Below are 26,117 nucleotides of genomic sequence, written 5' to 3' on the forward strand. Positions count from 1 at the left end.
CCCCAATGCGTCTCATGAAACGTCTCGTTCTCGCAGGCCTTGCCCTGCCGTTCGCCGGCGCGGCCCATGCGCAGCAGGCGCTCGACCTGCCGCAGATCGACGTGACCAAGGTGGTGGCCGAGATCGGGCCCGGCTGGGTCAAGAAGCAGACCGGCGAGGAGGGCGTCACCTTCGTGTGCGAGAGCGACGCCTGCGGCGGCCGCGGCGTGGTCGGCGTCGGCCAAGCCAAGCCCTCGCCCGACTATGTGAAGCTGGTGGTGGCCGAGCCCGACAAGGCGCTGCAGAGCTTCAAATACGGCACCGAGGAGTCGCTGAAGGCGACCGGTTGCGCGTTCAAGTCCTTCGACGTCCGGCGGCTCAGCGATCACCGCGTGCAGTATGAGGGCCTCGGCTTCTGCCCCGAGGGCGCGACCGCGGCCATGACCACGATCTTCGACTCGCAGCGGCTCGGCATGATGTCGGTGCAGATCCTGACGAAGTCCGAGGCCGGCGCGGTGAAGCTGCGCGACGATTCCGTGGAGAAGATCGTGGCCGCGCTCGACGCGCCGGCTGCCGACGCTCAGCCGGCGGCGCGCTGACCCGACGCGGGCTGGCCCGAGCCGGGCTGGCCCGGAAAGGGCGTGGCGGCCTGCCGGCATTTGCCCGGCAGGTTCTGGTAGTAGACGCTTTTCAGACTCGCCTCGCGCCAGACGCCGTCCGACCGGGCGGCGTCGAACTCGCGGAGTTCGATCGCGATCTCCTGCTCGGCGACGCCCGCGGGGCCGGGATCCGGGACGGTCACCTGGGCTTCGAGGAGCGTCGGGTCGCCGGCGCCGCCGAGCCGCCACTCCGGCCGCTTGTCCACCAGCGCGTTGTAGTCGGTCCGGTCGCCGTCGGCCTTGGCGACATAGAGCTGGCGGTAGAGCGCGGGATCGTCCGGCGCCTTCTCCAGCAGGAAGGCGACGAACGGCCGGCTCTCGACGAAGACGTAGAACTGGCACTGCAGCGTGAGGACGGTCGGCCGTGGCGGCGGCTGTTCGGCGACGGGTTTCGGGTTGTCGCCGCGCAGATACAGGGCGAGACCAGCCCCTGCCGCCAGAATAAATAATAAAGAAACCGTCAGATATTTCGAAGATCGAAGCATGGGATGAATCTATTCAGAACCGCCCCATGCGGTAAATATTTTATTCGACTGTTCGTACGAAGAATTTTCACTGCGAGGCGAGGCGTCGCTCGGGGCGCCTCGCCGGTCTCGCGGCTTCGCTCACTCGGCCGGCAGCTCGGCCTTTTTGTCGTCGCCGCGGGTGCGCCAGAGCGACACCGCGACGCCGCCGGCGATGAGCGTGAGCGTGACGCCGAGCGAGATCGCCGGGTCGACCTTGCCGAAGAAATGCGCCCAGAAGATCTTGGCGCCGATGAACACCAGCACGAGCGCGAGCGCGTATTTGAGATAGGCGAAGCGCTGCGCCATCGCGGCGAGCGCGAAGTAGAGCGCGCGCAGGCCGAGCACCGCCATGATGTTGGCGGTGAACACGATGTAGGTGTCGGTGGTGATGGCGAAGATCGCCGGCACCGAGTCCACCGCGAAGACCAGGTCCGCGATGTTGATCACCACGAGCGCGAGGAACAGCGGAGTGGTCCAGAGCACGAGCTTGCCCGTGGTCGGATGCGGCTGGCGCACGAAGAAGCGCTCGCCGTGGAGCTCGGGCGTCACGCGCATGCGCTTGGACAGCCAGGCCACCGCCTTGTTCTGCGAGAGGTCGGTCTCCTCGTCGCCCGCGAACAGCATCTTCACGCCCGTGACGGCGAGGAAGGCGCCGAACACCAGCATGATCCAGCCGTAGTCCTGGACGAGCTTGGCGCCGACGCCGATCATCAGGCCGCGGAGCACGAGCACCGCCAGAATGCCCCAGACCAGCGCGCGGTACTGGTACTTCGGCGGGATCGAGAAATAGCCGAAGATCAGCGCGATGACGAAGACGTTGTCGATCGAGAGCGCCTTCTCGATGGCGTAGCCGGTGAAGTAATTCATGCCGGCTTCCGGCCCCATCGAGGACCAGACCCAGCCGCCGAACGCGACCGCGACCGCGATGTAGAAGGCGGAGAGCTTCAGGCTTTCGGCGACGCCGAGCTCCTTGCCCTTGCGGTTCAGCACGCCGAGGTCGAAGGCGAGCAGAACGCCCACGAGCGCGAGGAAGCTCAGCCACAGCCAGGCCGGCTTGCCGACGAATTCAACGAACAGAAATTCCGGGATCATGCGCCGTCGAGGTCCTCTGGTCGCAAGGACGACGACGAGCGCCGACGCGGACGCTGCGCCACCGCCCTCAAAGGGTGGGTGGGCAGTCCGACATCACGCGCCTCCGCTTGGGGAAAGCACGCCAGAGGGGCCCGGACCAATCTGACTGCGTCGACATGGGCCGCGGCGGGCCGCAAGGCAAGGGACGACGGCCGGCCTGACGCAACCGTGATGCCGGGCGGCGCCCTCCACACGAAATCCGGCGATATTTCCGTCACTTCGCCGGGCTATGCGAGACGCGGCCGCTCCCGGCTCCTCTCGCACGGACAGACCCCTCATGCTCAGCGCGCTTCTCTCCAGCCTCCTCCAGACGTTCGTCGTCGATCCGGCGACGGCGGAGGTCGAGGCGGCCCTGCGCAGAGCCAAGGCGCCGGTCGAGGTCATCGCGCAGGTCGAGACCTGCGTCCGGAACGGCGTTCCCGCACTCGTGAAGCAGGTGGGCGACAGCCCCGCGCATGGGTTTTCGCTCGCGCTCGACGTCTGGCTCGAGCGGCTGAAGGCCGAGGACGTGATCGTCAAGGCCGCGCCGTCCTGCGCGCCCGTGGTGGCGGCGGCCCGGCCCTATCTGCGCGGGGAGGAGGAGGCCCCCGCCTCGTCCCGGATTTAACGGACCGTTCACTCTCTCGACCGGAGGATGGCGGCTTGCGGCGAGGCGTCCGTTCCGACTTGACTTCGCGTCCCGAACTCCCTGATGCATTGCGGCATGATCGATCGGTCTGAAGCGAAATCCTCGTTGCTCGGGCGACTCTTCGCCCGGCTGACGATCGCTTTGTGCCTGACGTTCTTCGGCTACGCCGGCGCGGTCGAGAAGGGCCATGCGGCCCATGTTGGCCCCGGTTCGGCGATCGCGCTCGCGATCACCGGCGAGGCCGGCGACCAGCACGCCGGCGACGTCGACGCCTCGGGCGATCGCATCGATCACGGCTGCCACGGCTGCGCGGCGATGCCCCAGCCGACGCCGCACGGCGCGGCCGCCCTCGTCGCCTTCGGCGAACGGCTGAACTGGTTCTCGGCGCCGTCCGAGCACGGCCGCGAGCCCCTGATCGACCTTCCTCCTCCCCGAGCCTGACCTGACGACGCCCTAGCCGGCGCGCGTCCTAGCGCGCGCCTCCGCTCGTCTTCTCATCAGGTCAGGTCATGTTTCTCAGAACCCGCGCGCTTGCGCTGGGGGCGGCGATCGCGCTGCTTCCGGCGCCGGCGACGCATGCCGCCAATCAACCTCCAAACAAGTCTGCGCGGACGCTAACCCTGTCGCAGGCGCTCTCGCGCGCCGTCGCCGCCAGTCCGGCGCTCGCCGCCGCCGATCGCGAGATCGGCGCGTCGGGCGGCCGCAACATCCAGGCGGGGCTGTTTCCCAACCCCGAGCTTTCGGCCGAGATCGACGGCGCGTTCGGCTCCAATGCCCGACGCAATCTCGGTGCGGCCGAAACCACGCTGCAGATCAGCCAGCTGTTCGAGCTGGGCGGCAAGCGGCAGGCCCGGATGGCGGCCGCCGCCGCCGAAACGGACCTTGCGCGCTGGGACCGGGCCGCGACCCGGCTGCAGGTGCTCGCCGAAACGGCGGAAGCCTTCGCGAGAACGCTCGGCGCGCAGGCCCGCGTCGCCGAGCTCGAGTCCCAGGTCGACGATCTCGACCGGCTGACGCCTCTGCTCGAACGCCGGGTCGAGGCCGGGGCCTCGTCGCGCGCCGAGATCGCCCGCGGCCGGGTCGCGACCGAGACGACGCGGGTCGAGCTCGCGAAAGCCAAGGCCTCGTTCCACGCGGCGCGGCGCGAGCTGTCGACGCTCATCGGCGACAAGGCCGCGTCCTTCGGCTCCGTCGGCGGCGACCTCACGCGCATCGGTGTCCCGCCGTCCTTCGAAAGCCTGATGTCGCGCGCGCTCCAGACGCCGCAGCTCACGCGCTTCACGGCCTTGAAGGCGCAACGCCGCGCGCTGCTCGCGGCGGCGGAGGCGAGGGCGGTTCCCGACGTCACCGCGGGCGTCGGCTGGCGGCACTATCGCGAGGACAAGTCCAACGCCGTGATGGCCTCGCTCAGCGTGCCGCTCACCGTGTTCGACCGGAACCAGGGCGGCGTGGTCGAGGCGGGCGAGACGCTCGCCAAGGCCGAGGCTGAGCGGGCGACCGCGCAGCGCTCGCTCACCGTGATGGTGGGCGCGGCCTATGAGGCGCTGCGCGGCTCCTACGACGAGGCCCGCCTCACCCGCGCCAACGTGCTGCCTGTCGCCCGCGAGGCCTATGACGAGGTCCGCGCGGGCTATGCGGAAGGCCGCTACTCGCTGCTCGAACTGCTGGAGGCCCGGGCCGCGCTCTCGGACGCCTCCCTCAAGGAGATCGACGCGCTCGTCTCCTTCCACGCAACCCTCGCCAGTCTCGAAGGCCTGACGGGATACGCCCTCGTTCTGTCCCGGAGAGACAAATGACCATGTTCAAGACCGCCTGCGCCGCAGGCGCGATCCTGCTCGCCTCGGCTTCGGCCGCCTTCGCCGGCCACGCCACGGCCCGCGTCGTCCCCGTGCCGGGAACCGGCGGGGCCTTCGTCTATGACGGCCGCACCCCGCCGACCTGCGACGCCCGCGACACGAGGCTTCGCCACTTCGCCGGCGACGGCCATCCGGACGCCCATGCCGACCACGCCCATCTCGGCCATGGCCACAAATGGGCCGGCCGCAACCACAAGGGCCAGAAGACCAAGCCGCCCTGCTATGCGCGCCGCGTCTCCGAGCAGACCAACGCCCTGATGGGAGACCGCTCATGAGCCGCTCCCTCGCACGCGACGCCGCCGTCCTGATCGTCGGCGGCCTCATCGGGGCCGGCGGGCTCTACGCGGCCCAGGTCGGGCCCTCAGAGGTCGGAACGCGAGCGCTCGCGCTCTACTCCGGCCTGATGGGCGGCGACGGCCACGCGCACGCCGAAGGACCGAAAACGGTCGCAGCCGCGGACGGCCACAGGCAAGGCGACGGTCACGCGCATGAAAAAGACGACGGCCACGCCAAGGATGACGGGCATGGCCATGGGTCCGGCAAGGACGACGGCCATGGGCATGGCGAAGACGACGGCCACGGCCACGATAAGCCGAAGCCCAAGGCCGACGCCGGCGCGCCGGCTCAGGTCGCGGCGGCGGACGATCACAAGGAGGGTGATGGTCACGCCCATGGAAAGGACGACCACGCCAAGGATAACGGGCATGGCCATGGGCCAGCCAAAGACGACGGCCACGGCCATGGCGCCGAGGACGACCACGGCCACGATAAGCCTAAGCCCGAGCCCAAGGCGGAGACTGGCGCAGGAGTGAAGGTCGCGGCGGTCGACGCCAAGGACGACGGCCATGGGCACGGCGCCGAAAAGCAAGACGACGGGCACGGCCATGGCGCGGAGCTGCCGGAGGGCGTGGTCGAGCTCGGCGAGGCCCAGGCGAAGGCGGCCGGCATCGGGCTTCGAGAAGCCGCAGGCGCGACGCTGCGCGAGGAGCTTCAGCTCAACGGGATCGTGCAGGCGAACCAGGAGGCGGTGGTGCAAGTCACCCCGCGCTTTCCGGGGATCGTGCGGACGCTTTCCAAGCGCCTCGGCGACGAGGTGAAGAAGGGCGAGCCGCTCGCGGTGATCGAGAGCAACCAGAGCCTCACCACCTACGAGCTCAAGGCCCCGATGGCGGGCGTGATCACCGAGCGGCAGGCCTCGCTCGGCGAATATGTCTCCGAACAGAAGCCGGCCTTCGTGGTGACGGACCTTTCGACGCTCTGGGTCGATTTCTCGGTCTATCGCCGCGACCTCGCCAAGGTGAAGGTCGGCGAGACGGTGCTGATCGATCCCGAGGACGGCGCCGATCCGATCGCGGCGAAGATCTCCTACCTCTCGCCGATCGGGGCCGCCGACACGCAGAGCGCGGTGGCGCGCGCCGTCATCGCCAATGACGGCCGCTTCCGACCGGGCCTGTTCGCGACCGGCGCGGTGGCGACCGCCGAGCAGCCGGTTCCATTGGCGGTGTCGCTCGACGCGGTTCAGTCGCTCGAGGGCCGCGACGTCGTGTTTGTGCGCGAGGGCGACCGTTTTGCGGCGCGCGACGTGACGCTCGGACGCCGCGACGGGCGCGTGGTCGAGGTCGTCACGGGCCTCAAGGCCGGCGAGGCCTACGCCTCGAAGAACAGCTTCGTGGTCAAGGCCGAGCTCGCCAAGGGGAGCGCGAGCCATGAGCATTGAGGGCCTTTTCCGAGACGCAACGCTGCCGGCCCCTCCCCCTTGTGGGGAGGGTAAGGGTGGGGGTGGCTCCGAACGCCGCGCCACGTTGCGCGTCGAGCGCCAGCGCCGTCTTCGCTCGATCCTGAACCACCCCCGACCCCTCCCTATCGCAAGTCGGATGCTTCCGACTTGCGCAGTCAGGATGGCCAACTCCGCCAGTACGGAGTTGGCGCGGGGGAGGGGGGAAGAGCGCGCTCTCTCGAACTGGAGCGCCCGGCCATGATCGAGCGCATCCTCGCCTTTTCCATCGCGCAGCGGTGGCTGGTGGTCTTCGCCTGCCTCGCCGTCGCGGGGGTTGGCGCATGGAACTTCCTGCGCCTGCCGATCGACGCGGTGCCGGACATCACCAACGTCCAGGTGCAGGTCAACTCCACAGCGCCCGGATTCTCGCCGCTCGAGGTCGAGCAGCGCATCACCTTTCCGCTCGAAACCAGCATGGGCGGGCTGCCGGACCTCGACTACACCCGCTCGCTCTCGCGCTACGGCCTCTCCCAGGTCACCGTCGTGTTCAAGGACGGGACCGACATCTATTTCGCCCGCCAGCTCGTGAACGAGCGGCTGCAGCAGGCGAAAGACCAGCTGCCGCCCGGGACCGAGACCGCCATGGGCCCGATCTCGACCGGGCTCGGCGAGATCTACAACTACGTGGTGGACGCCAAGGCCGGCGCGAAGAAGCCGGACGGGACCGACTACTCCCCGACGGACCTGCGCACGATCCAGGACTGGATCATCACGCCGCAGCTCCGCACCGTGCCGGGCGTCGTCGAGGTCAACACGATTGGCGGCTACGAGCGGCAATTGCATGTGCTGCCGAACCCCGCGCGGCTGATGGCCTATGGGCTCACCTTCCGCGACGTGATGACGGCGCTCGCGACCAACAACGCCAATGTCGGCGCAGGCTATATCGAGCGGAACGGCGAGCAGTATCTCGTCCGCACGCCCGGACAGGCGCTCTCGGCCGAGGATGTCGGCGGCATCGTCATCAACGCGCATGCGGGCGTTCCGGTGCGGGTGTCGGACGTGGCGGAAGTCCGCGACGGGCGGGAGCTGCGCAACGGCGCGGCGACGCTCAACGGCCATGAGGTCGTGCTCGGCACCGCGATGCTGCTGATCGGCGAGAACAGCCGCACCGTCGCCGAGCGCGTCGCGAACAAGCTCGGCGAGGTGCAGAAATCGCTGCCCGAGGGCGTCGAGGCGCGTCCCGTCTACGACCGCTCGACGCTGGTCGAGGCCACCATCGCGACGGTGGAGAAGAACCTCGTCGAGGGCGCGCTGTTCGTCATCGCGGTGCTGTTCCTGCTGCTCGGCAACATCCGCGCGGCGATCGTGACGGCGCTCGTGATCCCGCTCGCGATGCTCTTCACCGTGACGGGCATGGTCGAGAACAAGGTCTCGGCGAACCTGATGAGCCTCGGCGCCATCGACTTCGGCATCATCATCGACGGCGCGGTCATCATCGTCGAGAATTGCCTGCGCCTGCTCGCCCACGAGCAGGAACGCCGCGGGCGGCTGCTCAGCATGCAGGAGCGGTTCGAGACCATTCTCGCCGGCGCGAGCGAGGTCATCCGGCCGAGCCTCTTCGGCACCATGATCATCGCGGTGGTCTACCTGCCGGTGCTCACGCTGACAGGCGTGGAAGGCAAGATGTTCACGCCGATGGCCGTGACGGTGCTGATGGCGCTGCTCGGGGCCTCGATCTTCTCCATGACGTTCGTTCCGGCCGCGATCGCGATCTTCGTGACGGGGCGCGTCAAGGAGAAGGAGAACTGGTTCATGCGCGGCGCCCGCGTGACCTACGCGCCGCTTCTCGGGCTCATGATCCGGCTCCGCTGGATCGTGGCCCCGGCGGCCGCCGCGCTCGTCGTCGTCACCGGCGTCGCGGCGTCGCGGATGGGCGGCGAGTTCATCCCGAGCCTCGACGAGGGCGACGCGGCCGTGCAGGCGCTGCGCGTGCCGGGCACGAGCCTCACCCAGTCGCTGGAGATGCAGACGGCTTTGGAGAAGCGCCTCTTGCAGCTTCCCGAAGTGAAGGAGGTGTTCGCCCGCACGGGCGTCGCCGAGGTCGCGACCGACGCCATGCCGCCCTCGATCTCGGACGGCTACGTGATGCTGAAGCCCCGGTCGGAATGGCCCAATCCGGCCAAGACCAAGGCCGAACTGATGCTGGACGTGGAGAAGGCCGCGGAAGAAATCCCGGGGTCGAACTACGAGCTCTCGCAGCCGATCCAGCTCCGCTTCAACGAGCTGATCTCTGGCGTGCGCTCCGACGTCGGGGTGAAGATCTTCGGCGACGACCTCGATACGCTGCTGAAGGTCGCGGGCGAGGTGCAGACCGCGCTCGCACAGGTCCCTGGAGCCGCGGACGTGAAGACCGAGCAGGTCACCGGCCTTCCGATCCTGACCGTGAAGCTCAACCGGGCGGCGCTCTCCCGCTACGGGGTCAGCGTCGGCGACGTGCAGGAGATCGTCGAGATCGCGGTCGGCGGCAAGGAAGCCGGCCAGATCTTCGACGGCGACCGCCGCTTCGACATCGTGGTGCGGCTGCCCGAAAAGCTGCGCACCGACATCGAGGCGCTGAAGACCATCCCCGTGCCGCTGCCGACCCCGGACGGCGCCGAGCCGCAGGCCAGTCCTGCGGTTCTCGGGGCGCCTGCGGTCCGCACCCGCTACGTGCCGCTGTCGAGCCTCGCCTCGCTTGAGGTCGCGCCGGGGCCGAACCAGATCAGCCGCGAGAACGGCAAGCGCCGCATCGTGGTCTCGGCGAATGTCCGCGACCGCGACCTCGGCTCCTTCGTGGGCGACGCCCAGAAGGCGATCGCAGAGCAGGTCAAGCTGCCCTCCGGCTACTGGATCGGCTGGGGCGGGCAGTTCGAGCAGCTCGTCTCCGCGACCCAGCGGCTCACGATCGTCACCCCGATCGCGCTCGGGCTGATCTTCGTGCTGCTGTTCATGAGCCTGGGATCCTTCAAGGACGCCGCGCTGGTGTTCTCGGGCGTTCCGCTCGCGCTCACCGGCGGCGTGGCGGCGCTTCTGATCCGCGACATTCCGCTGTCGATCTCGGCCGGCATCGGCTTCATCGCGCTCTCGGGCGTCGCGGTGCTCAACGGGCTCGTGATCATCGCCTTCATCCAGAAGCTGCGCGAGCAGGGTAAGGATCTGGTCGAGGCGGTGAAGGAAGGGGCGCTGACGAGGCTTCGTCCGGTGCTCATGACCGCGATGGTGGCCTCGCTCGGCTTCGTGCCGATGGCGATCGCGACCGGTCCCGGCGCGGAGGTGCAGCGGCCGCTCGCAACGGTGGTGATCGGCGGGATCGTGTCGTCCACGATCCTGACGCTGCTCGTCCTGCCGGCGCTCTACGCGCTGTTCACGCGCCGGCGGAGGCCTGATCCGGCGCCTGCGCCGGACGCCGTTCCGGAGGGCGCGGCATGAGGGGCGCGGCCGCGCTGCTCCTCGGGGCTCTCGCGCTGGGGACCTCGTCCCCGGCGCGCGCGCTCGATGGGGACGTCATGCGCAACATTCTCTCGCCCGTCTTCCTCGCGCAGAACCTCGCGGCGGTCTGCGAGAAGCTCGATCCCGACTTCGCGCGGGAGACAGGAGGTAGGGACGGCGACGCCCATCAGGTCATCGCCCACGTCAAGGACCACATCCTCGCCGTCATGACGCGCGAGGAGGCGGCGCCGATCGTCGCGAGCGCGGCCGGCGCGGCGCGGGCGGTCGGCCTCGGCATGATCCGGCCGCTCTCAGGCGGTTCGGCCGAGGAGCAGGCGGGCCGTCTGAAGGCGCTCTGCGAGCAGACCGCGAAGCCGCTGGTCAGGGGCGTCGTCGACGCTCACGACCAGCGGCACGACTTCTTCGAACAGATGATCCGGGACGCGCGCCAGGCCCGCGGCTGAGGGTCGGGCGGCGTGGGAAGATCGCCTTGCGCAGACTATAGTTGAATGAAGATCGTGACTCGCTGCTTATGATAAAAATATATGAAATAAAGCAATCTTATATTTTGCTCATGGCGCCTAAGGACGATCCGTTCTTGAAATAACTCTCATGAATGGTCGAATGTTTGCTTCTAGGCTTGCTCCCAAGCGGTCGGCGAAACGGACCAGACCGCGGGGAGGAACGAATGAGCACATTCGGAAGAGCGGGCCCCCGGGGGCTGCTGATGGCGGGCGCGTCGGCGCTCCTGCTGGCGGGCGTCGCGCCCGCGCTTGCGGAACTGCCGGACCAGCGTCCGGTCACCTGGGAGGACATCCTCAACGACCAGAAGACCAATGACGACGTTCTGATGTACGGCCTCGGCGTCAAGGCCCAGCGCTACTCGACGCTCGACCAGATCAACGCCGACAATGTCGGCACGATGAAGCCCAAATGGACCTTCTCGTTCGGCGACGAGAAGCAGCGCGGCCAGGAAGGCCAGGCGCTGGTGCGCGACGGCGTGATCTACATCACGGCGTCCTACAGCCGCATCTTCGCGCTCGACGCTAAGACCGGCAAGAAGATCTGGTCCTACTCGCACCGCCTGCCCGACGACATCCGACCCTGCTGCGACGTGGTGAGCCGCGGCTCGGCGATCTACGGCGACAAGATCTATTTCGGCACGCTCGACGCCTCGATGGTCGCGCTCGACCGCAAGACTGGCAAGGTCGTCTGGTCGAAGAAGTTTGACGACCATCAGGCTGGCTACGCCTTCACCGGCGCGCCCGTCATCATCAAGGACGCCAAGACCGGAAAGGTGCTGCTCGTCCACGGCAATTCCGGCGACGAGTTCGGCGCGCTCTACGCCCGCGACCCGGAGACCGGCGAGGAGATCTGGAAGCGTCCCTTCGTCGAGGGCCATGTCGGGCGCCTCAACGGCAAGGAGTCGACCCCGACGGGCGATCCCAAGGCGCCGTCCTGGCCCGACAGCAAGGAGACCAAGACCGGCAAGGCCGAGGCCTGGAGCCATGGCGGCGGCGCCCCGTGGCAGAGCCCGATCTATGACGAGAAGACCAACACCATCATCGTCGGCACCGGCAACCCGGCGCCGTGGAACCACCACTACCGCACCGGCCCGAAGGGCGACTGGCAGAACTACGACAGCCTCTACACCTCGGGTCAGGCCTATATCGAGCCTTCGACCGGCGAGCCGGTCGGCTTCTACCAGCACACCCCGAACGACGCCTGGGACTATTCGGGCAACAATGAGATCATCCTGTTCGATCTCGAGAAGGACGGGAAAACGGTCCGCGCCGGCGCGCACGCCGACCGCAACGGCTTCTTCTTCCTGACCGACACCGACAAGCTCTCGGCTCGCGACGGCAAGATCTCGAAGCAGGCGGAAGGCTTCATCGCCGCCTATCCGTTCGTCCGCGACATCACCTGGGCGAAGGGCTTCGACGAGAAGACCGGTCGTCCGATCGAGGTCGAGGGGCAGCGGCCCCCGGCGCCCGAGAAGGGCGAGGCCAAGGGCAAGCCCATCAAGGTCACGCCGAACTTCCTCGGCGGCAAGAACTGGAACCCGATGTCCTACAGCGCCGACACCGGCCTGTTCTACATCCCGTCGAACGACTGGCAGGAAGACTACTGGACCGAGAACGTCACCTACAAGAAGGGCGCGGCCTATCTCGGCCAGGGCTTCCGCATCCAGCGCAAGTTCGACACCCATGTCGGCGCGCTGCGGCGCTCGACCCGAAGACCGGCAAGATCGTCTGGGAGCATCTCGAGCCCATGCCGCTCTGGTCCGGCACGATGACCACCAAGGGCGGGCTGGTGTTCTTCGGCACCTCGGACGGCTACTTCAAGGCCGCCGACGCCAAGACCGGCAAGGAGCTCTGGAAGTTCCAGACCGGCTCCGGCGTGGTCTCGGTCCCGGTGACGTTCGAGCTCGACGGCAAGCAGTATGTGGCGATCGCCTCGGGCTACGGCGGTGCGGTGCCGCTGTGGGGCGGCGACATGGCCGACCAGACCAAGCTCGTCAGCCAGGGCGGCTCGTTCTGGGTGTTCGAAGTGCCTGAGCGCACCGCGCAGAAGTAAGGCTGCCGGGCGGTCCGGGATCTCCCCCCGGGCCGCCCGCTCTGGCCGGCGGCGCCCCACTGACCCCGATGCCGGCGCCGCCGGTCCTTTCTCCGCGCATCGCTTTGGAAAAAGAGACCGAGATGTCCATCAAGACCGCCTCGCGCGCTCCGCGCCGGGTTCTGCGGACGCTCGCCGCGACGGCGCTTCTCGCCGCAGGCGCCGGAGCCGCGACCGGCCAGACCGTGATCCAGAACGTGGAGCCGCGCCCCGACCCCTGGATCGTCAACGGCTGCGCGATTGGTCTGCCCCCTGAGAAGTGGTCCTCCCTGATGTATGGCTTTTGGCCATGTGGAGGACTGAACGATGCCGAGGAAGGCACGCACCTGAAGAGATCGTCGCGAAGCTGCGGCAGGTCGAGGTTCTGACCGCGCAAGGTCGGCCGGTCGCGGAAGCGATCCGGTCGATCGGGGTGACCGAAGTCACGTTCTATCGCTGGCGCACCGAGTATGGCGGGCTGAAGGGCGATCAAGTGAAGCGCCTGAAGGAGCTGGAGGCCGAGAACGCCCGGCTTCGTCGAGCGGTGTCGGACCTGACGCTGGACAAGATGATCCTGGCGGAGGCAGCTCGGGGAAACTGATCAGCCCCGCCCGTCGCCGCGACTGCGTCGATCGTGTGGTGAGCAAGCTCGGCGTGACGGAGCGCCGTGCTTGCCTTGTGCTCGGCCAGCACCGATCGACACAGCGGAAGGTCCCAACGCGGCCCGACGACGAGGCGGCGCTGACCGCCGACATCGTCGCGCTGGCTGTCCAGTATGGCCGTTACGGCTACAGGCGGATCGCGGCTCTGCTGCGCTCCGCCGGCTGGGTCGTGAACCTGAAGCGGGTCGAGCGGATCTGGCGACGTGAGGGGCTGAAGGTTCCGACGAAGCAACCCAAGCGCGGGCGGCTGTGGCTCAACGACGGCTCATGCGTGCGGCTGCGGCCCGAGCGGCCAAACCACGTCTGGTCCTACGACTTCGTCGAGGATCGGACGCATGACGGCCGCAAGTTCAGGATGCTCAACGTGATCGACGAACCGAAGGTCGGCGCAGCCAGTTCACGCGCGAATGCCTGGCGATCCGGATCGGGCGGAGGCTCAGGTCGACCGACGTCATCGACGTCCTGTCAGACCTGTTCATTCTCCGCGGCGCGCCGGGCCACATCCGGTCGGACAACGGCCCGGAGTTCGCGGCCAAGGCCGTCCGCGAGTGGATCGTCGCCGTCGGCTCGAGGACTGCCTTCATCGAGCCCGGCAGCCCTTGGGAGAACGGCTACTGCGAGAGCTTCAACGCTCGGCTCCGCGACGAGCTTCTCAACGGCGAGATCTTCTCCTCACTCGCCGAGGCCAAGGCCGTGATCGAAACCTGGCGGCGGCACTACAACGCCATCCGCCCACACTCGGCGCTCGGCTACAGGCCGCCCGCGCCAGAGGTCGCGCTATGGCCGGCTGCGCAACCCCGACCAGCTCCGCCGGCCACACCAACCGTCGCGTCAGCGCCGCTCATGAACTAACATTCCAACCGGACCACTCGATGGGGGCCGGCCAGATGATAGCCGGAGTTCTTGGCAGCGCCGAATGCTGTTGCTTTTCGTCGGTGCCCATACCGAAGTAAAGTCCAAGCGATCGGCACGGCTGTGCAAGCGATCGTACCATTTCCCTTCTGGTTAGGGGCGAAGCGGCAGCGACTTTGCAAAGACCTCGCGCGTAGGCCTAGTCAAGCTTGAGGCATCCCAGTCACCGTCTTGGCGATTCCGATGGCCGGCCCCTCGATTCGGTGAAAGCCTCGGCGAACCGACCCGCGAGGAAGTCGACGAACACCCGGACCTTCGGCAACGGGTAGCGGCTGGCCGGCCAAAGGAGGCCCAGCGTGCCGGTCTCGGTGGCGTCCGGCAGGATCCCAACGAGCGTGCCGGCGGCCAACTGCCGGCGCACGACCGGCTCGGGAAGGAACGCGATTCCATGGCCCTTCTCGGCCAGAAACACGAGAGGGTCCTGCGCGTTGGCCGCGACCGTCGTCGGGAGGGACAGGCCTTCCGGGCCGGCCTCGGCCGGCCAGGGCACCAGCTTCCCCGTCTCCACGTAACGCTGGCGAAGGCAGCGGTGGCCGGCGAGATCCTGCAGGGTCGCCGGTGTGCCGCGGGCGTCGAGGTAGGCCCGCGACGCGACCAGGCGCCATTCGAAGCGTCCGAGCCTGCGGTGCAGCAACCGGCTGTCCTTTGGCTCCCCCGAGCGCACGACCACGTCGAATCCTTCCTCGATCACGTCGACGAAGCGGTCCCCGATGTCGATGTCGAGCTCGATCCCGGGATGTGTCTCGGCGAAGTCCGCCACCACCGGCAACAGCAGCCCCGAGGCCATGGGCAGGCTGACCTTTAGCCTGCCCCTTGGGGTGGCACGGGCATGCGTGAGTTCCGCCTGCGCCGCTTCGAGCTCGGCCAGGATGCGGCGGCAACGGTCGAGGAACAGCACGCCCTCCTCGGTCAAGGTGACCGACCGGGTCGACCGGTGGAACAGCCGGACCGCGAGTTGCTCTTCGAGACGCTGGATCGCCTTGCCGATGGCGGAGGCGGTTAGGCCAACCTGTTGGCCAGCGAGTTTGAAGCTCCGCTTCTCCGCCGCGTGCACGAAGGCCTGCATCGCGCTGAGGCTCTCCACGGTTACGGCCATGAGCGAATTCCGTTCCGCAGTGTTGTGAATTAAAGAATATTTATCGCCGCCGCGAACGGAGTTAGTCAATGGGTCACCGTCATCGAGTCAGGACCCATGACCGACCTGTTCACCCCCTTCGACCTCGCGGGGCTCCGGCTTCCGAACCGCATCGTCATGCCGCCGCTCACCCGCTCGCGCGGGCCGGAGGACGCCGCCACCGAGCAGGTGGCGCTCTACTACACGCAACGGGCAACGGCCGGCCTCATTGTCGCCGAGGGCTCGCCGATCTCGAACGAGGGCCAGGGCTACCTCCATAACCCCGGCATCTTCACCCGCGCCCAGGTCGAGGGCTGGCGCCTCGTCACGGACTCGGTCCACGCCGCGGGCGGCCGTATGTTCCTGCAGGTCTGGCACGTCGGGCGGATCTCGCACACCTCCATCCAGGAAGGCGGCCGCGCGCCCGTCAGCGCCACCGGCCGCACCGCCGAGGGCTCGATGGCCTTCGGGCGCAACGAGCGGGGCGAGCCTGACTTCGTCGCGGTGTCGAAGCCGCGCGCGCTCGGGACGGACGAGGTTGGGCGCGTGGTCACTGATTTCGCCAGGGCCGCGCGCAACGCCATGGAGGCTGGTTTCGACGGCGTCGAGCTGCACGCCGCAAACGGCTACCTGTTCGACCAGTTCCTGAACCCGCTCATCAACGACCGCACCGACCGGTATTCGGCCGCGACCCTCGAAGGGCGCCTGCGCTTCACGCTGGAGGTCGTCGACGCGGTGGCCGACGCGGTCGGGCCCGGCCGCGTCGGCATTCGCCTCACGCCCTACGGTACGATCAATTCGGTCCCGCCCTTCGACGAAACCGAGGACACCTTCGCCGAGCTCGGGCGCGAGCTCGGTCGCCGCCGCATTGCCTACATCCACGTCATGGACCAGACGGGCTTCTTCAACACGCCCGAGGGCCAGAAGCCCACGAGCGAGGCGATCCACGGGTTGCTCGGACGGTGGCGGCGGGACGCCCCGGGGGTGGCGCTAATGCTCGACGGCGGCCTGACCAAGGCGCGCGCCACCAAATTCCTCGCCGACGGCCTGATCGACCTTGCCGGGTTCGGGCAGCCCTTCATCGCCAATCCGGATCTCGTGGCGCGGCTGCGCAACGACTGGCCGCTGACGAAGGCGGACCGGCGACCTTCTACACCGGCGGCGCCAAGGGCTACGTCGATTACCCACCGTACCGTCCGGAGGCCGCCGCCAAGGCCGCCTGAGACGACGCGAAACCCTTTTTCGGACACCTCAAGCATCCCGGGAGCGAGCGATGCCGCGCTATGACGAATTCAAGGACAAGGTCGCCCTGGTCACCGGGGCGGGATCGGGCATCGGCCGGGCGACCGCGCTCGCTTTCGCCGAGCAGGGCGCCCGCGTGGTCGTCGGCGACATTCGCGCGGAGGCCGGCGAGGAGACGGTCCGGCTGATCCGGGACCGCGGCGGCGAGGCGACCTTCGTCCCGACGGACGTGAGCAAGGAGGCGGACGTCGCGGCCATGGTCGCGCGCGTCGTCGGGGCCTACGAACGCCTCGACTACGCCTTCAACAACGCCGGCCTGACCCAGAACTCGCAGCCGCTCGCCGAGCAGCCATCGGAGACCTACGACCGAGTGTTCGACGTGAGCGTTCGCGGCGTCTGGCTGTCCATGCGGGCGGAGATCGAGCAGATGCTCCGCCAGGGCGGCGGCACCATCGTCAACATGGGCTCGATGTCGTCCGTCGTCGGCATCGCCGGCCTGACGACCTACACCGGCTCCAAGCACGCCATTCTTGGCCTGACCCGCGGGGCGGCCCTTGACTACGCCCGGCAGGGCATCCGCATCAACGCGGTCGGTCCGGGCACCATCGACACCCCGATGATCCGCCGCTTCGTCGAGCTCGCTGGCACGGAATCAGTGATGGACCCGATCCGCGCCGCGCATCCGGTCGGCCGGATGGGCCGCGCGGAGGAGGTCGCGGCGGCCGTGCTGTGGCTCTGCTCGGACGCCGCCTCTTTCGTCGTCGGCCACATGCTGATGGTCGACGGAGGCTACTCCGCCCAGTAGCGGGTCACGCCCCCTCCGATGCGGGCCCTCGGACGCCCGGCGTTCGCGGGCCCGGACAAGGCTCGTCGGTGGTCACCCGCTTGCACTCCCCGGGGGCGACTGGCGCGCACCCTGTCCCCCTGGATGGTTCGTGCCCGCCCTTGGTCGAAGCTCGGCGGCCGCGGCGCCCGTGCCCGATCCTGCGGGCGCGGAATGGAACGGGCTAATCGTGGCCACGGTCGGACGGGCAAGCGGCTCCGGCGGGCGGGTCGCCATTCCGTACGCCCGACAGGATCAGGCAAGATCCGGCGGATCGGGCTAGGGGCCCGGAAGGCGCCGTTCCATCTCAAGGCAAGCCCGGACAATCCCGTTCGCGGCGTGAAACGACGGAGGTCAGCCGATGCCGACACGCGCGACGACGCTGCAGGTCAACGGCAGGGACATGACGTTCGAGATCGACCCGCGGGTGACGCTGCTCGACGCGCTGCGCGAGCACGCAGGCCTGACGGGAACGAAGAAGGGCTGCGACCAGGGACAGTGCGGGGCCTGCACCCTGCTCGTCGACGGCCGGCGCGTGCTCGCCTGCCTCACGCTCGCCGTGCAGGCCGAGGGCAGCGAGGTCACCTCCATCGAGGGGCTCGCCGGCGACGACGGCGGCATTCATCCGATGCAGGCGGCCTTCATCGAACACGACGCCTTCCAGTGCGGCTACTGCACGCCGGGCCAGATTCTGTCCGGCGTCGCCTGCATCCGCGAGGGCCATGCCGGCACGGACGACGAGATCCGCGAGTTCATGAGTGGCAACATCTGCCGCTGCGGGGCCTACCCGAACATCGTCGCCGCGGTCCGGGCCTGCGCCGGACGTCCCGGGACGGAGGCGGCGCGATGAGGGCGTTCGACTATCTCCGCGCCTGCGACCTGTCCGAGGCCCGACGGCGCGGCGGCGAGCCTGATGCGCGGCTGCTCGCCGGGGGCACCACGCTCCTCGACCTGATGAAATGCGGGGTGGAGCGACCGTCCACGCTCGTCGACATCGGCCGGCTCGACGGCCTCGACGGGATAGAGGTCGCGAACGACGCGGTCCGCATCGGCGGCCTCGCGCGCATGAGTCGCGTCGCCGACCACCCCGGTATACGGGAAGCGGCGCCGGCGCTGTCCGAGAGCCTATGGCAGGCCGCCTCGCCCCAGATCCGCAACATGGCGACCGTCGCGGGCAACGTCCTCCAGCGGACGCGCTGCACCTACTTCCGCGACGTCGGCGGCAACGCCCGATGCAACAAGCGGTCGCCCGGGTCGGGTTGCGCTGCCATGAGGGCATCCACCGCAACCACGCGATCCTCGGCACGAGCGATGCCTGCATCGCGACCTACCCCGGCGACCTCGCGGTGGCGCTGGTCGCCTTCGACGCGTCCCTCCGCATCGAGGGTCCGCGGCCCAGGTCCGTCCGGGTCGAGGACTTCATCCGCCTCCCCGGCGACCGCCCCGACCTGGAGAACGACCTCGCGCCGGCTGAGGTGGTGGTCTCGGTCGAGATCCCGGTCACCCCGGCCCTGCGGCGGTCGCGCTACCTGAAGGTCCGGGATCGCGCCTCCTATGAATTCGCCGCGGCGAGCGCGGCGGTCGGGCTCGATCTCGAACCGGACGGCCGCACGATTCGCGACGCCAGGGTCGCCCTTGGCGGGGTCGCCACGCGGCCTGGCGCGCCCGCAACGTCGAGGCGGCCCTGCGGGGCCGGACCTTCGACGAGGCAACGGTCCGCCGGGCGGCGGCCCTCGCCGTCGAAGGTGCGCAACCCCTCCGACATAACGCCTACAAGGCCGTCTTGGCGCCGCGGGTCGTCGCCCGCGCGCTGATCGAAGCGGAGACCCGGGCATGAACGACCTCCTCCGGCACGGCATCAGCCGCCGCGCGCTCCTCGGCACCGTGACCGCCGGCGCGGCCGCCGCGGCGCTTCCCGCCCGCGGCTTGGGCAAGCGACCGGCGAGGGCCGCCCTCGCCGGCCTCGGCGCGGCGCCGCCGCGGGCCGACGGTTTCTTGAAGGTGAGCGGTCGCGCGACCTACGCGGTCGAGCATCGCATGGAGCGGCTGGCCCACGCCGTGATCGTCCAGTCGACGGTGCCGGCGGGTCGGGTGGTCGGGACGGAAACAGGGGCGGCGCGCGCCGTGCCAGGGGTGCTCGCGGTGTACACCGTCGGCGCCGCGCCCAGGATCGCGAAGGCCGAGGTCTTCTCCAAGGGAGGCGCTGCGACCGAGAACTTCCTCCCCCTCCAGGACGACCTCGTCCGCTGGAATGGGCAGCATGTCGCCCTCGTGGTCGCGGAGACCTTCGAGCAGGCGACCGAGGCGGCCGCGCTCGTCCGTGTCGAGTACCAGGAGAGCAAGGCGGTCGTCGATCCGGAGGCGGCCGGAGCCGGAAGGACGCCCCTGGACAAGCTGTCGGTCGCCTGGGCGACGCACAGGCCGCGCTCGACGCCGCCCCCGTCAGGGTCGAGGGCGTCTATACCACCCCCCGCGAGTACAACCTGCCCATCGAGCCCCACGCCTGCATCGCGGCCTGGGAGGGCGATAGCCTGACGGTCTGGGAGCCGAGCCAGTGGGTGGCCGGTGCCCGCAGCATCATCGCCGACTGGATGCGCGTCGGCGTCGAGAAGGTCAGGGTCGTCTCGCCCTTCGTAGGCGGCGCCTTCGGCTGCAAGGTCTCGCCGCACCCGCACGTGGCACTCGCCTGCGCCGCGGCCCGCGAGATCGGTCGTCCGTCAAGCTCGCCCTGACGCGGCCGCAGACCTTCACCGGCTACGGCGGACGCCCGCGCACGCACCAGCGCCTCTCGCTCGGGGCTGACCGCAACGGCCGGCTGGTCTCCGTCGTTCACGATGGCTGGAACGAGACGGCCATCGACGACGTGCACGTCGAGCCCTGCAACGCCGTGACCCCAATCATGTACGCCGTGCCGAACCTCGCCTCCCGGCACAGCCTAGCGCCGGTGAACACCGTGAACCCGGGCTGGTTCAGGGCGCCCGGGGAGAACCCGAGCGCGTTCGCCATCGAGACGGCGATGGACGAGCTCGCCCACGCGCTTGGCATGGATCCGCTCGAACTCCGACTCCGGAACTACGCCGAGTTCGACCAGCAGGCGAAGCTTCCCTGGACGACCCGCAGGCTGAGGGAAGCCTACGCCGCCGGCGCGGAGGTCTTCGGGTGGTCGCAGCGCTCCCATGAGCCCCGCTCGATGCGCGAGGGGCGTGAGCTCATCGGATGGGGCATGGCCTCGGGGACCTACCCGGTCCGGCGCAGCGCCGGCGACGCGGAGGTCGTCGTAAAGGATGACGGCTCGGTGGAGGTGCGCAGCGCCGGCATCGACATGGGTACCGGCACCTACACGATCCTGGCGCAGGCCGCGGCCGAGGTCCTGACGATGCCCGCCGGACGAGTGAGGGTCGTGCTCGGTGACACGGACCTTCCGCTCGCCCCGCTCGCCGGCGGGTCGCAGCTCGCGAACCTCCTCGTCGCTGCCGTCGACAAGGCGGCACGCGCTGCGCGAGAGCGGCTGCTGGACCTCGCCGCCAACGATCCCCGCTCGCCGCTCTCGGGGGCCCGCGCGAACGATTTGGTGCTGTCCGACGGGCACGTGCGGCCCGCGAGGAACGCCTCGAAGGGCATCTTCGTCGGCGACCTGATCAGGGCGCTCGGCGACGGTCCGCTGGTCGCGCGCGCCGACACGTTCAAGCCGGGAGCGACCGAGGACGACCGGCGGCTGACCAACCAGACCTTCCAGCGCATGATCGCGCCGACGGACGGCGGCGTCTCCGCTCATGCCTGGAGCGCGCAGTTCGTCGAGGTCCGGGTCGACGAGGATTTCGGCACGGTGCGGGTGCGGCGCATGGTCGGCGCGTTCGACAGCGGCCGGGTCTACAACCCGCGCCTCGCCCGCAGCCAGTGGATGGGCGGCATGATCATGGGCTTGGGGCAGGCGCTGCTGGAGGAAGGGTCGACCGACCCGCGCACCGGCCGCATCGTCAACGCGAGCCTCGCGGACTACCTGGTCGCGGTAAACGCCGACGTGCCCGAGATCACGACCCTGTCGGTCGGGGTGCCGGACCTGACGGCCACCGCGCTGGGCGGCAAGGCGGTGGGCGAACTCGGGATCGTGGGCGTCGCCGCGGCCATCGGCAACGCGGTGTTCCACGCCACGGGCCGGCGTGTCCGGGACCTGCCCATCACGCTTGAGAAGCTGATAGCCTGAGGACCGTGGGGCGGGAGGGCTCGCGATGGTGCCGGAGACGACCGGGGAGGACGGAACGGAGGCGGCCCGGACCAGGATCGCCGCCATCGTGCGGCGGCACCTCGGTGGGGAGATGTCGCGCGACACCGTCGTCCCGGGACTGTCCATCCACGGGAAGACCGCGGCGATGGAGCCAGGCTCCTACCTGTACGAGCCGTCCTTCGCGTTCATCGCGCGCGGGGCGAAGCGAGTTGTGCTCGGCCAGGAAACCTACGTCTATGACGAAGGGCGCTTCCTGCTCACCGCCGTCGGCCTGCCGACCGTCGTGCAGGTCATCGGCGCCAGCGCCGAGAATCCCTACCTCTCGCTGAAGCTCGACATTGACCTGGAGATGGCGCGGGGCCTGATCACCGAGGTTGACCTGCACGTCTCCGGGGCCTCGGTCGCTGGCGCCGGCCTCGCGGTCGGACCGGTGACGCCGGCCCTGGTGGCGGCAACCTTGCGCTTGGCGGAGTTGCTCGACGCGCCGGGGGACGTTCCCATCCTTGCCGGTTCGGTGCAGCGGGAGATCCTCTACCGCGTGCTGACGAGCCCGGTCGGCGGCCGCCTCCGGCAAGCGGTCCGCCTCGGCACCCAGACCAACCGCGTCGCCGCGGCCATCCGCTGGATCAGGGAGAACTACACGGCGCCGCTTCGCATCGATGACCTGGCCGATGCGGTCGGCATGGGCGAGTCGACGCTTCACCACCATTTTCGGGCGCTGACCGCTATGAGCCCGCTGCAATACCAGAAGCTTTTACGTCTTCACGAGGCGCGCCGGCTGATGCTGGCCGAACATGCCGACGCTGGCGTCGCGGCCCACAAGGTCGGCTACGAAAGCGCGACTCAGTTCAGCCGCGAGTACCGCCGGATGTTCGGGACGCCGCCAAAACAGGACGTCCGTGCAATTCTTTCACCTCACATGGCCGTGCCACCAGCGTAAACGCTTCGAGTGACCCAGTTTGGCGCGCTATAGCCCCTGGCGAGCGCGGATCAGCCCCACAAGCTGCCGTAGCCCCGGCGGCGACTGCCGGCGGCTTGGATAATACATGGCGAAGGGCGGACCCGTGGACGTCCAGTTCGCCAGCACGACCTCGAGCCGTCCCTCACGGGCCTCGTCCTCAATCCGCCGTTCGAGGCAGTAGCAGAGCCCGACGCCGTCGAGCGCGGCCGCTACGCTCGCTTCGGTTTCGTTGGCAGTGACGGGCCCGCCAACGTCGATCCTGACCAAGGCGTCGCCGTCGCCGAGCTCCCACGGGAATATCGTGTCGTCGCCGACCCGCATCCGAATGCAGGAATGGCGGCGGAGATCTTCCGGCCGCTCCGGCCGGCCGTGGTTGTCGAAATAGACGGGCGAGCCAGCCACGACCCAGCGCAGCTCCTTCGTCAGCGCGACCGCGACCATGTCCATCGGCACGCTCGTGCCGTAGCGCACGCCTGCGTCGAAGCCGGCGGCGACGATGTCGACCGGGCGGTCGTCGACAATGATGTCGAGGTGGATCTGCGGGTGCTTCTCCGCGAATTCCGCCAGCACGGGGCCCACGACGAGCCGCGCCGCGTCGCGCGGCATGTTGAGCCTTAGGGTTCCGATGGCGGCCCCGCGATAGGCCTCGAGGCCTGCGAGCGCCTCGCTGATCTGCCCGAAGCTTTCGGAGAGCCGGGCCGCGAGCTCGGCGCCCGCCTGCGTCGGCGCGACCGAGCGGCTGGTGCGGTTGAGCAGCCGGACCTCCAGCCGATCCTCGAGCTTGCGCATCACATGGCTGAGCGCCGACGCCGTGACGCCGAGCTCGATCGCAGCCGGCCGGAAGCCGCCGTGCCGCAGGATCGTCAGGAAGACGTTGAGGTCAGCGAGATCGGATCGGGACAGCGAAACCATCGACGCGCCTCCGACGCTCATCGCGTCGTTGAGCATAACTCATTGATACCTGGGTTCCAATCAACGATGGCCCGCGCCACGTTTCGCCCATGCCGCGAGCCGACGCCGCGGCTCAACTGGAACCGAGGAGAAGCCCATGCCCGGCCAAAGCCAGCCCGGCCCGAGCGACCGCAGGGATTTTCTGAAGATGACCGCCGCCGCGATGGCGGGCGCGTTCGCCGCGCCGTCGTTCGCCCAAGCTGCAACCGACATTAAGGGAGGCCCCGCCATGGCCCCGACCAACCGAGCCAAAGAGATCTTCAAGCCGCAGTTCGCCTTCGGGCTCGGCGGCGTGCCGCTCGGCAACGAGTTCAACAAGATCACCGACCGAGAGGCGGAAGCGACGCTTCAGGCCGCGTGGGACGCCGGGGTCCGCTACTTCGACGTGGCGCCATGGTACGGTTTCGGGCTCGCTGAACGTCGCTTCGGGCAGTTCCTGCACAACCAGCGGCGCGAGGACTACGTGCTCTCGTCCAAGGTCGGAAAGCTGTTCCGGGCGTCGAAGACCAACCGCCACGCCGACATCTTCCCGCTGTCGGGTTCGCCCAACGACGTCTCCTACGACTACACCGCCGACGGCGTCCGCCGCTCGATCGAGGACACGCTGCAGCGCATGGGCGTCGACAGCCTCGACGTCGCCTTCGTGCACGACGTCTCGCCGGACTTTCCCTACTTTCCAAACGGCTGGGAGGAGCAGTTCGAGACCGCCCGCAAGGGCGCGTTCCCGGCGCTGTCGCGCATGCGCGAAGAGGGGATCATCAAGGCCTGGGGCGTCGGCGTGAACCGTCCGGAGCCGATCCTCAAGGTTATGGAGGTCGCCGATCCGGACGTGTGCCTCTGCGCCTCGCAATATTCGCTGATCGACCATTCGAACGCGGTCAGGGAGCTGTTCCCGGCTGTGCGCGAGAAGAAGGTTTCGTTGGTGATCGGCTCGGCGCTCAACGCCGGCTTCGTGTCGGGCAGCCCGCGCTACAATTACGGGCCGCAGAACCACCGCATCGCGCCGGCCCATATCGAGAAGCGCGAGAAGCTCCGCTCCGTCGCCGACCGGCATGGCGTGGACCTGAGGTCGGCCGCGTTGCAGTTCTCGGCAGTGCCCGACGTGGCGGTCTCGCTGGTGGTGGGCGCGAGTTCCGACCAGCAGATCCTCGCCGACTACAACTCGATGCAGGCCAAGATCCCGACCGAGTTCTGGCAGGAGCTCAAATCCGCGGGCCTCATCGAGCGCGACGCCACGCTTCCGGCCTGACGGCCTGACCGGCCCGGGACGACCCTTCCGGGCCTCTCATTGCGACATCGGCCGCGTCTTGCGGCCTCAACCGAAACAGCTCCGCGCGCACAGGCGCCGAGGACCAAGCCCGACTGTGCCTTCGCGCCGGGCAAGGAGACTTTTCATGACCCCGCTTCGTACCCTAACGCTCGCCGCCGCGACCGCGGTCGCCCTGACGGTCCCGTCGCTCGCCGAGGACATGCGCGTCGCGAAACCCTTCCTCGACCTTGGGTCCGAGATCAACACCCCGGACGGTCTCGGCATGGCCCCGGACGGGACGCTGATCCTGTCGGTCCCGAACTTCAACAACGACCACCTGCTCGAGACCAAGGCGATCGCCAAGGCCTCGCCGCCCTTCATGGCGGCGATCGGCAAGAATGATCGCCTGACCCGCTGGTACGAGTTCAAGCCCGCCGATCTGCACCCGAAGACCGGCCGCGTCGGCCCGATGGACAACGCTTTCGGGCCGGACGGCAACCTCTATGTCACCGACATGCAGGTGTTTTACGGCGAGAACATCTCGCGCATCCTCCGCATCGACGTCCGCGACGGCAAGGCGGTCGGATCGACCGTCGTGGCCGAAGGCTTCGGAGCCTCCAACGGTCTCTACTGGCGCGGCGACACGCTGTTCGTGACGGACAGCAAGATGGCCGCGAGGGGCAAGGGCCGCGAAGGCGGGCCGCTGACGAGCGGAGTCTATGCGCTCACCCTTGCCGAGATGAACAAGGGCCCGATCAGCATCGCGCCCTATGACGCCAAGAACCCCGATCCGCGGCTCGTCCACGCTTTCTCGTCCGACAACCACATGGGCTTCGGCGCGGACGGCGTAACGGGCGACGATCAGGGGGCGCTCTACGTCTCGGTGATCGAGGAGGGCCGCATCTACAAGCTGGCGCTCGACGGCGCGAACAAGGCGACGGACGTGAAAGCCTTCGCCGAAAGCCCGGAGATGACGTCCTCGGACGGCCTTGTGTTCGACGAAAAGCGCCGCGTGATCTACAGCGCCGACTTCCTCGGCAACGCCATCCACGCCGTCGACATGTCAGGCAAGGTCACGACGCTGCAGAAGAACGGTGACGTCACGGGCGAGGACGGACGCCTCGACCAGCCGGCCGAGGTTATCATCCGCGGAAATCAGCTCATCGTGGTCAACATGGACATGGCCTGGGCGACGCCGGGGCTGTCGGTCAACACGAAGGTCGACGGGAAGAACAACCTGTCAATGATCGACCTGCCGGCGTCGAGATAAAGGCGCGACGCTCGGTGCAAATCGATAGCGCGGAGCGTCGGCTTTCCGAGAGTGTGGGAACTTCCGTTATTGGCGCTCCGCGGCTGTGCGCCTCTGAGCGCGGATGACCCATATGTATGGACCGGCTGCTGTTCGCAACTGAGGCGTGCTGGTGCGGAAGTCGCTGATA

19 protein-coding genes and 4 pseudogenes are annotated in these 26,117 nt (G+C 68.8%); 19 read left to right on the plus strand and 4 right to left on the minus strand.

From position 1 onward, the window contains the following. Positions 1-5: 5 nt before the first annotated feature. A complete protein-coding gene (locus tag K6K41_RS20735) occupies positions 6-578 on the plus strand; it encodes a hypothetical protein (protein ID WP_261402076.1) in 573 nt (190 codons plus the stop codon). On the opposite strand, the gene K6K41_RS20740 is transcribed toward K6K41_RS20735, so the two are convergent. Both K6K41_RS20740 and K6K41_RS20745 read right to left on the minus strand, forming a co-directional pair. Next, entirely contained in the window at positions 560-1,123 is a 564-nt protein-coding gene (locus K6K41_RS20740; protein ID WP_261402077.1) for a hypothetical protein, read from the minus strand. The genes K6K41_RS20735 and K6K41_RS20740 overlap by 19 nt on opposite strands. Before the next feature lie 120 nt (positions 1,124-1,243). Further along, entirely contained in the window at positions 1,244-2,236 is a 993-nt protein-coding gene (locus K6K41_RS20745) for a TerC family protein (protein WP_261402078.1), read from the minus strand. Between the two features lie 316 nt (positions 2,237-2,552). Here K6K41_RS20745 and K6K41_RS20750 point away from each other — a divergent pair, with 316 nt between their 5' ends. From K6K41_RS20750 to K6K41_RS20795, 10 genes and pseudogenes are all read left to right on the plus strand, one after another. Further along, positions 2,553-2,882: a hypothetical protein gene (locus tag K6K41_RS20750; RefSeq protein WP_261402079.1), complete on the plus strand. Its 330-nt coding sequence runs from the start codon at positions 2,553-2,555 to the stop codon at positions 2,880-2,882. Positions 2,883-2,978: 96 nt separating this feature from the next. Continuing rightward, on the plus strand, positions 2,979-3,344 hold the full coding sequence (locus K6K41_RS20755) for a hypothetical protein (protein WP_261402080.1): 366 nt from the start codon (positions 2,979-2,981) through the stop codon (positions 3,342-3,344). Between the two features lie 68 nt (positions 3,345-3,412). Continuing rightward, the gene (locus tag K6K41_RS20760) at positions 3,413-4,699 is read left to right on the plus strand and encodes a TolC family protein (RefSeq protein WP_261402081.1); all 1,287 of its coding nucleotides are present in this window, start codon (positions 3,413-3,415) and stop codon (positions 4,697-4,699) included. Next, on the plus strand, positions 4,696-5,034 hold the full coding sequence (locus K6K41_RS20765; RefSeq protein WP_261402082.1) for a hypothetical protein: 339 nt from the start codon (positions 4,696-4,698) through the stop codon (positions 5,032-5,034). Before K6K41_RS20760 ends, K6K41_RS20765 begins: the two co-directional genes overlap by 4 nt. A gap of 533 nt (positions 5,035-5,567) precedes the next feature. Further along, entirely contained in the window at positions 5,568-6,476 is a 909-nt protein-coding gene (gene ihpB, locus K6K41_RS30695; protein WP_378148901.1) for a divalent metal ion exporter adaptor subunit IhpB, read from the plus strand. A 258-nt stretch (positions 6,477-6,734) separates the two neighbouring features. Beyond that, the gene (locus K6K41_RS20775; protein ID WP_261402084.1) at positions 6,735-9,944 is read left to right on the plus strand and encodes an efflux RND transporter permease subunit; all 3,210 of its coding nucleotides are present in this window, start codon (positions 6,735-6,737) and stop codon (positions 9,942-9,944) included. Continuing rightward, positions 9,941-10,408: a hypothetical protein gene (locus tag K6K41_RS20780; protein ID WP_261402085.1), complete on the plus strand. Its 468-nt coding sequence runs from the start codon at positions 9,941-9,943 to the stop codon at positions 10,406-10,408. Before K6K41_RS20775 ends, K6K41_RS20780 begins: the two co-directional genes overlap by 4 nt. Positions 10,409-10,671: 263 nt before the next feature. Beyond that, positions 10,672-12,521: pseudogene (locus K6K41_RS20785) on the plus strand (methanol/ethanol family PQQ-dependent dehydrogenase). Positions 12,522-12,643: 122 nt separating this feature from the next. Beyond that, positions 12,644-12,928, plus strand: a complete 285-nt coding sequence (locus K6K41_RS20790) for a hypothetical protein (protein WP_261402086.1) — start codon at positions 12,644-12,646, stop codon at positions 12,926-12,928. After that, positions 12,850-14,053: pseudogene (locus K6K41_RS20795) on the plus strand (IS3 family transposase). The gene K6K41_RS20790 and the pseudogene K6K41_RS20795 overlap by 79 nt, the downstream one beginning before the upstream one ends. Before the next feature lie 223 nt (positions 14,054-14,276). Here K6K41_RS20795 and K6K41_RS20800 read toward each other — a convergent pair. Continuing rightward, entirely contained in the window at positions 14,277-15,209 is a 933-nt protein-coding gene (locus tag K6K41_RS20800; RefSeq protein WP_261402087.1) for a LysR family transcriptional regulator, read from the minus strand. Positions 15,210-15,305: 96 nt separating this feature from the next. On the opposite strand from K6K41_RS20800, the gene K6K41_RS20805 reads away from it, so the two are divergent. The 6 genes and pseudogenes from K6K41_RS20805 to K6K41_RS20835 all read left to right on the plus strand — a co-directional run bounded on the left by K6K41_RS20805 (position 15,306) and on the right by K6K41_RS20835 (position 22,457). Beyond that, positions 15,306-16,514 (plus strand): alkene reductase, encoded by a 1,209-nt coding sequence (locus tag K6K41_RS20805; protein WP_261402088.1) that lies wholly within the window; start codon positions 15,306-15,308, stop codon positions 16,512-16,514. Then, a complete protein-coding gene (locus K6K41_RS20810; RefSeq protein WP_261402089.1) occupies positions 16,501-17,274 on the plus strand; it encodes an SDR family oxidoreductase in 774 nt (257 codons plus the stop codon). Before K6K41_RS20805 ends, K6K41_RS20810 begins: the two co-directional genes overlap by 14 nt. 379 nt (positions 17,275-17,653) lie before the next feature. After that, the gene (locus K6K41_RS20815) at positions 17,654-18,142 is read left to right on the plus strand and encodes a (2Fe-2S)-binding protein (RefSeq protein WP_261402090.1); all 489 of its coding nucleotides are present in this window, start codon (positions 17,654-17,656) and stop codon (positions 18,140-18,142) included. After that, a pseudogene (locus K6K41_RS20820) lies at positions 18,139-19,129 on the plus strand (FAD binding domain-containing protein). Before K6K41_RS20815 ends, K6K41_RS20820 begins: the two are co-directional and overlap by 4 nt. Next, positions 19,126-21,496: pseudogene (locus K6K41_RS30700) on the plus strand (xanthine dehydrogenase family protein molybdopterin-binding subunit). The pseudogenes K6K41_RS20820 and K6K41_RS30700 overlap by 4 nt, the downstream one beginning before the upstream one ends. A 25-nt stretch (positions 21,497-21,521) precedes the next feature. Further along, positions 21,522-22,457 (plus strand): AraC family transcriptional regulator, encoded by a 936-nt coding sequence (locus K6K41_RS20835; protein WP_261402091.1) that lies wholly within the window; start codon positions 21,522-21,524, stop codon positions 22,455-22,457. A 27-nt stretch (positions 22,458-22,484) separates the two neighbouring features. On the opposite strand, the gene K6K41_RS20840 is transcribed toward K6K41_RS20835, so the two are convergent. Then, complete coding sequence (locus K6K41_RS20840; protein ID WP_261402092.1) at positions 22,485-23,390, minus strand: LysR family transcriptional regulator; 906 nt, start codon at positions 23,388-23,390, stop codon at positions 22,485-22,487. Positions 23,391-23,526: 136 nt separating this feature from the next. On the opposite strand from K6K41_RS20840, the gene K6K41_RS20845 reads away from it, so the two are divergent. Next, on the plus strand, positions 23,527-24,678 hold the full coding sequence (locus tag K6K41_RS20845; protein WP_261402093.1) for an aldo/keto reductase: 1,152 nt from the start codon (positions 23,527-23,529) through the stop codon (positions 24,676-24,678). A 145-nt stretch (positions 24,679-24,823) separates the two neighbouring features. After that, complete coding sequence (locus K6K41_RS20850; RefSeq protein WP_261402094.1) at positions 24,824-25,948, plus strand: hypothetical protein; 1,125 nt, start codon at positions 24,824-24,826, stop codon at positions 25,946-25,948. Positions 25,949-26,117 lie beyond the last annotated feature (169 nt).

This window comes from Chenggangzhangella methanolivorans, from assembly GCF_019797865.1.
Lineage (GTDB): Bacteria > Pseudomonadota > Alphaproteobacteria > Rhizobiales > Methylopilaceae > Methylopila > Methylopila methanolivorans.

Excerpts from the sequence above, each read along its gene's own strand:
- K6K41_RS20775 (WP_261402084.1), top strand. The coding sequence starts at position 6,735 with ATGATCGAGCGCATCCTCGCCTTTTCCATCGCGCAGCGGTGGCTGGTG.
- K6K41_RS20835 (WP_261402091.1), top strand. The coding sequence starts at position 21,522 with ATGGTGCCGGAGACGACCGGGGAGGACGGAACGGAGGCGGCCCGGACC.
- K6K41_RS20840 (WP_261402092.1), bottom strand. The coding sequence starts at position 23,390 with ATGGTTTCGCTGTCCCGATCCGATCTCGCTGACCTCAACGTCTTCCTG.
- K6K41_RS20750 (WP_261402079.1), top strand. The coding sequence starts at position 2,553 with ATGCTCAGCGCGCTTCTCTCCAGCCTCCTCCAGACGTTCGTCGTCGAT.
- K6K41_RS20845 (WP_261402093.1), top strand. The coding sequence starts at position 23,527 with ATGCCCGGCCAAAGCCAGCCCGGCCCGAGCGACCGCAGGGATTTTCTG.
- K6K41_RS20755 (WP_261402080.1), top strand. The coding sequence starts at position 2,979 with ATGATCGATCGGTCTGAAGCGAAATCCTCGTTGCTCGGGCGACTCTTC.
- K6K41_RS20810 (WP_261402089.1), top strand. The coding sequence starts at position 16,501 with ATGCCGCGCTATGACGAATTCAAGGACAAGGTCGCCCTGGTCACCGGG.
- K6K41_RS20760 (WP_261402081.1), top strand. The coding sequence starts at position 3,413 with ATGTTTCTCAGAACCCGCGCGCTTGCGCTGGGGGCGGCGATCGCGCTG.
- K6K41_RS20780 (WP_261402085.1), top strand. The coding sequence starts at position 9,941 with ATGAGGGGCGCGGCCGCGCTGCTCCTCGGGGCTCTCGCGCTGGGGACC.
- K6K41_RS20805 (WP_261402088.1), top strand. The coding sequence starts at position 15,306 with ATGACCGACCTGTTCACCCCCTTCGACCTCGCGGGGCTCCGGCTTCCG.
- K6K41_RS20800 (WP_261402087.1), bottom strand. The coding sequence starts at position 15,209 with ATGGCCGTAACCGTGGAGAGCCTCAGCGCGATGCAGGCCTTCGTGCAC.
- K6K41_RS20850 (WP_261402094.1), top strand. The coding sequence starts at position 24,824 with ATGACCCCGCTTCGTACCCTAACGCTCGCCGCCGCGACCGCGGTCGCC.
- K6K41_RS20745 (WP_261402078.1), bottom strand. The coding sequence starts at position 2,236 with ATGATCCCGGAATTTCTGTTCGTTGAATTCGTCGGCAAGCCGGCCTGG.
- K6K41_RS20790 (WP_261402086.1), top strand. The coding sequence starts at position 12,644 with ATGTCCATCAAGACCGCCTCGCGCGCTCCGCGCCGGGTTCTGCGGACG.
- K6K41_RS20740 (WP_261402077.1), bottom strand. The coding sequence starts at position 1,123 with ATGCTTCGATCTTCGAAATATCTGACGGTTTCTTTATTATTTATTCTG.
- K6K41_RS20735 (WP_261402076.1), top strand. The coding sequence starts at position 6 with ATGCGTCTCATGAAACGTCTCGTTCTCGCAGGCCTTGCCCTGCCGTTC.
- K6K41_RS20765 (WP_261402082.1), top strand. The coding sequence starts at position 4,696 with ATGACCATGTTCAAGACCGCCTGCGCCGCAGGCGCGATCCTGCTCGCC.
- K6K41_RS20815 (WP_261402090.1), top strand. The coding sequence starts at position 17,654 with ATGCCGACACGCGCGACGACGCTGCAGGTCAACGGCAGGGACATGACG.